Genomic DNA, 4868 nt, shown 5'->3' on the forward strand with positions numbered 1-4868 from the left:
CCAAACCGAAGCGGGGATTTCGGGGTTTTTCTACAGCCTCAACGTTGGCGTAATGGGCCGATTTGTGGGCGGCAGTCCACGGCCCCATTGACGCGTCTGTTAAAAATGATGACTGCACGAGCGAACGTGCTCCTGCTCTGGATCACTCAGATTTCGCTACTACAAATTCGCAAAAACTCTTCGCCCAAATAGGTTAGATCCACTTCCAAATTGTTTGGGATACCATCTGGATTATCCACGTTTCGAAGGAGGTTTAACCGAAGAAGGTTAGAAACTGAGAGAGCAACTTCTTTAGACGGATAAGGCCGATTCGGTTCAAAGTCATCCATTGGCGCAGCCTCTTCTGGTAAATAACCAACATAGAAGCCACCCCCAAAAACCCGTACCTGAGTTTCAAGCGACTGCGCATCTCCAATCGTTTTCAATATCTTGACGTCTAAAGAAGTCATATCTTCGAGTATGCTGACAAATGCCCTTCTAAACTGAACATCGACTCGTTCATCTCCAGCATTAATCAGCATAGCGGCCCACATATCTTGGAGATAATCGTTTTCCTCCAAAGTAGCCGCTTGGAGTAGAGGGACGGCAAAGGACATAGGCACTGCACGAGTTGGCTCAGATAGCCCTCTCTTAGCCAAGTGCTCTTCAAATTTGTCTCGAAGCTTAAGCTGATTGATAGAGCGCGCATACTTCAGGCGGTCTTCCCAGATGCCTGCGGCTTGCTCAAGAGGGCCGCCGATTATCCGTCCGATAAATCTGGCCATCTCACAGCCAGCATCGATCGCTTTACCAGACGACTTGGCTACTTCTTGGACAGCTTTGGCTTCTTCACTCATTTCTTTCCCAATTGGTAATTTTTAGCGCCCGCAGCATGCGTGCCCTTGGAATGGAGCCGAAGGCGCAATGGAAAGGGCATCGCGGTGCCTGCGCTGGTTATGTGTCGTACCTATTTTAGCTGGAAGTTGCAGTCGAAGTTCGTAGACCGCGCTTTTACCCCGCTTATTGGCGCTCCGTAGCCGCCGTAAGCGTTGACTTGAGACCCAACAACTTTCTGCATTCCAATATGTATTGCGTACGTCCAAACCCCCGCGGCATTCCCATTATTCCCTGGGGCTTCGGCAGCAATTACTAATCCGGGATTTTGCGCAAGGACATAGGCCGTTTTTTCGTCAATACGAATTTGATCAGGAGGGGTAAACGTGAATTTCCACGTAGACCCAAACTTTTCCGCAGTCGACCAAATTCCGCCCAAATGGTCTTCACGAAAATCTGTTGCGTCGCGATATCCATGCGTATTCACATCCTTGCATATCGCCTCAAATGCCGGATTCTGGCCCTGTCCGAAAGCAAGTGTTCCGGTGGTTGTGAGAACAAATCCAACAATCAGTTTTCTCATACCTATCTCCCCGACACTGCCTTATCATAATTACATAACATTTATTTATACATTCAATGCGAAACTCTTCAGGACATCAACAATTTAACCAGCTCCACTAGTTTGTCCCAATGTTCGAGGAGTACTGCCGGTGGATCTAGATGCAAAATATCTTCAAGTGAAGACCAAAGATCTCTGAATGTATCTTTGAGATAGTCTTTTAGGGCTTCTTTAGCATCTGGAGGAATAATCTCAGACTCTGTAATAGCTGAAGACACCTGCCCATAGACACCTTCTCCATAATTACCGGTTCCATATCCCATACAGTGTTCCTAGTCTCCCCGTCCTGCGGCCATCAGCCGCGAACTGCGGTGAATTGCTCATCACAATGGATACGGAATGGTTTGCATGACGCTAACAGGCCGGGACTCTACTCTCTGCCGTAGTAGTGCGTCGTTGTTGCACTGATGAAGAAAGGAGTCTACAGCGTGAACTACATCAGTTACGAATGACCTAGTGCCGATTAAGACGAGTCCGTGTTCCACAGATGGATTGTATTGGTGTTTGTCGCCATCATGATAGGCAAACTTGATTGTGTCTGGGTCGCTCTGGTGCAACTCCGCTTCCGAGCCATATTTGTGAAGAAAGGCACAACGGGCCGCGTAAACGTCTTTACCCCGATACTGATAGTGCTGATCAGAGTGAGCCTTGAGGTGGGAGTCCACCCAGTCCTTAAAATCACTCCTGGTAACCTTCGGCTTATCAACTGGCCGCCCGAGACTGGCGAGCGTATCGATACAAATATAAGCCATCGCGACTGAGGCCGTCACAAGCCCAGCTTCATCACAACGCTTTAATTCAGCAACCAGATCAAGAATCGATTGCCAGTTTGAGACCGATTCTGTAGCCAAAGTTCACTCTCCATACACATAACGAATGATATGGACTCCCCCTGCTCCCCAGGCATCTATGTGCCACATTGAAGGTGTCGAAGTCTTCAATCAAAAGCAGGAGGAGTCACCATGAATGTTACAACCATTGGTATCGATCTGGCGAAAACTGTGTTCAGTATTCATGGCACCGACCAATACGGCAAGGTCCTGGTTCGCAAACGACTGAATCGACCCAAGCTGTTGCCCTATATCGCACAACTGCCACCGTGCCTGATTGGCATGGAGGCCTGCTCGGGTGCCCACTACTGGGCGCGTGAAATGACCGAACTCGGCCATGATGTTCGGATTATTGCACCCCGGTTTGTCGCTCCGTATCGCAAGAGCAGCAAGAACGACGACAACGATGCCGAGGCCATCTGCGAAGCGGTCAGTCGGACCAATATGCGCTTCGTGCCCATCAAAACCGAGGATCAGCAAGCGACGCTCAGCCTGCATCGTATTCGCCGCGGCCTGACCAAGGAGCGCACCGCGCAGATCAACCAGATTCGCGGGCTGCTGGCCGAGTTCGGACTGATCATTCCCCAGGGGCGCTATCACGCACGACATCGGATTCCGGAGATCCTGGAGGATGCCGAAAACGGCTTGCCCATGTTGGCACGGCGCCTACTAAACAACATCAACCAGCGCATTCTTCAGCTCGATGAAGAGATCCTGACCTATGATCGAGAAATCGAGGCCATGGCCCGGCGTGACGAACAGGCCAAACGTCTGATGGCGATTCCAGGCATAGGGCTACAAACGGCCACGGCCATCCTAGCCAGTGCGCCTGACCCCAGACAGTTCAAAAGTGGGCGACACTTCGCCGCCTGGTTGGGGCTGGTGCCCCGACAATACTCGACCGGAGGCAAAGTTCGACTTGGGAGAATCACCAAACGCGGAGACAAATACTTGCGAATGCTGCTGATCCACGGTACCCGAGCGGTGATCGCAAAATTACCTGACAAACAGGATCGGCTCAGTGGCTGGGCCATAGATCTTGTGGAACGACGCGGATACAAGCGGGCGGCGGTAGCATTAGCGGCCAAGAATGCCCGGATCATTTGGGCGTTGCTGATGAATCAAACCGAGTTTAAAACACAGCCTATGGAGGGCTGATAAAGGGCAACAACGACAGGCAGAACACGCCTGCCAGCCGAGTCTTGCAACGGCAAGCGATGACGAAACGGTCAGACCGAGAGTGATAGAACCTGTTGCGCTCTGCGGCTGTTACAAGCCGACTAACGAATGAGGTCATCACTCACGCGCATCATCATCCTGGCCCGGGTAGAGACGCCCACAAAGAGGCCGAATGTAGAACCGCAGTCTCAAACCGCTTCGGAATCGAATGGCGTTGCTTGACCGCAGGGGGAGTCCATGTAGCCAAAATTCAGCGGCGGCCTTTGCGTAGCGAAGCGGCGACAAGGCTGTCCGGTGGAGGGCCTCTATAGGCCCGGAACGAACTGGAACTATTGGTTAGGGGCATTGGTAGCCCACCCAATTATCCCATTGACCACAAAGCTCTTTTGTATTCAAGGTGCGCAGCTGCATTATCAAATGAAGGCATTATTGTAAGCTTTGAGACATCAAGCCTGTAAAGCAGACGCAAAAGGTTATCAGCCTCGGAAGCTGGCAGAGAAAGTCGAATTAGGGGCGGTCGGGTATAAAGTGTTCGAGGGTCTCGCTCATTCGCTACGGCATCCTCAATACTCGGCCATTTCCCATGCTCGAGATAAAATTTATTGGCGTTTCGTATCAACGTGAATGCACCTCTCTGCGCGAGGAGGAAAGGGTTTTCTGCGCGCGGCGCTCGAACGTACTGCAGGCTTGTAACTTTACCGAGTAACTGAGTGCCAAGGCATATTATAGAAAAATCTGATTCTTCTCTCTGAGAGCCGGCAAGAGCTGAAGCCTTCTCCGCTGCAAAATACGCAGCAACCAATGGAGATTCAGTCCAATCTAAGAGTCGAGTTGGAACGCCATAGTGCTGTGCCAGCGCCATACTGGGTAGAAATTCTTGTGCAGGAAATTCAAAGTCCGTTTCAGTCTCGGATTCTGACATTAACTTGTGGAACATTTGCTGATGCAAACTCAGCGAGCTGTAGTCTAAAGGGGTATTTATCCCTACTTTATCTGCTGACTCTAAGAAAAGCTGAACTGCCCTTAATTCAGCATGTACATGGTGCGCAAGATATTCTTTTCGACTCTCCCTGTTTAGGGTTCCTGATACTGGTGGCTGCGGTGTGTAGTTTTTCAGTACCTCGGGGGATCTGTGTGCGGACGGAACAAGCGGCCAATCTTTTCTTGCTTGGCCACGAAATAGATAACCGCTAGTGAGCCTTTCACTCACGTCGAAAAGGCTTTTGGGAGAGAATATATTATCGTCCAAAAAACAATCGACGAGCTCTCTCGCGGTTGAAAAAGCAATATCGTCATCGAACATCAGACGTCCTCGAATTTTCCCCTAACGCGAAGGTAACCGGCGCCGGAGCGCTAGCGGAGGGAACCAAAAGCGGTACGCTTTTGGCGTCCGGTTGACCGGCTGGTTAGTGGCGGGGGTTTTG

6 protein-coding genes are annotated in these 4868 nt (G+C 50.8%); 1 reads left to right on the forward strand and 5 read right to left on the reverse strand.

Annotated features, from left to right (window positions below; translation table 11 throughout):
- Positions 1-146: 146 nt before the first annotated feature.
- The 4 genes from MARLIPOL_RS06430 to MARLIPOL_RS06445 all read right to left on the reverse strand — a co-directional run bounded on the left by MARLIPOL_RS06430 (position 147) and on the right by MARLIPOL_RS06445 (position 2286).
- A complete protein-coding gene (locus MARLIPOL_RS06430; protein WP_012137234.1) occupies positions 147-836 on the reverse strand; it encodes an Abi-alpha family protein in 690 nt (229 codons plus the stop codon).
- Positions 837-946: 110 nt separating this feature from the next.
- Positions 947-1396, reverse strand: a complete 450-nt coding sequence (locus tag MARLIPOL_RS06435) for a hypothetical protein (protein ID WP_012137236.1) — start codon at positions 1394-1396, stop codon at positions 947-949.
- 68 nt (positions 1397-1464) lie between these two features.
- Positions 1465-1698, reverse strand: a complete 234-nt coding sequence (locus MARLIPOL_RS06440) for a hypothetical protein (protein WP_012137238.1) — start codon at positions 1696-1698, stop codon at positions 1465-1467.
- A gap of 60 nt (positions 1699-1758) precedes the next feature.
- Complete coding sequence (locus tag MARLIPOL_RS06445) at positions 1759-2286, reverse strand: hypothetical protein (protein WP_012137239.1); 528 nt, start codon at positions 2284-2286, stop codon at positions 1759-1761.
- A 111-nt stretch (positions 2287-2397) separates the two neighbouring features.
- Between MARLIPOL_RS06445 and MARLIPOL_RS06450 the strand changes: the two genes are divergently transcribed.
- A complete protein-coding gene (locus MARLIPOL_RS06450; protein WP_012137240.1) occupies positions 2398-3423 on the forward strand; it encodes an IS110 family RNA-guided transposase in 1026 nt (341 codons plus the stop codon).
- 382 nt (positions 3424-3805) lie between these two features.
- Here MARLIPOL_RS06450 and MARLIPOL_RS06455 read toward each other — a convergent pair whose 3' ends face one another.
- Complete coding sequence (locus MARLIPOL_RS06455) at positions 3806-4747, reverse strand: FRG domain-containing protein (RefSeq protein WP_012137241.1); 942 nt, start codon at positions 4745-4747, stop codon at positions 3806-3808.
- Between the last annotated feature and the right edge of the window lie 121 nt (positions 4748-4868).

Origin of the sequence: Marinobacter lipolyticus SM19, from assembly GCF_000397065.2 — a bacterium.
In the GTDB taxonomy this organism is placed as follows: Bacteria; Pseudomonadota; Gammaproteobacteria; order Pseudomonadales; family Oleiphilaceae; genus Marinobacter; species Marinobacter lipolyticus.

Bases quoted from the DNA above. Each gene is read 5' to 3' on its own strand.
- MARLIPOL_RS06430 (WP_012137234.1), bottom strand. From the start codon at position 836: ATGAGTGAAGAAGCCAAAGCTGTCCAAGAAGTAGCCAAGTCGTCTGGT.
- MARLIPOL_RS06435 (WP_012137236.1), bottom strand. From the start codon at position 1,396: ATGAGAAAACTGATTGTTGGATTTGTTCTCACAACCACCGGAACACTT.
- MARLIPOL_RS06440 (WP_012137238.1), bottom strand. From the start codon at position 1,698: ATGGGATATGGAACCGGTAATTATGGAGAAGGTGTCTATGGGCAGGTG.
- MARLIPOL_RS06450 (WP_012137240.1), top strand. From the start codon at position 2,398: ATGAATGTTACAACCATTGGTATCGATCTGGCGAAAACTGTGTTCAGT.
- MARLIPOL_RS06455 (WP_012137241.1), bottom strand. From the start codon at position 4,747: ATGTTCGATGACGATATTGCTTTTTCAACCGCGAGAGAGCTCGTCGAT.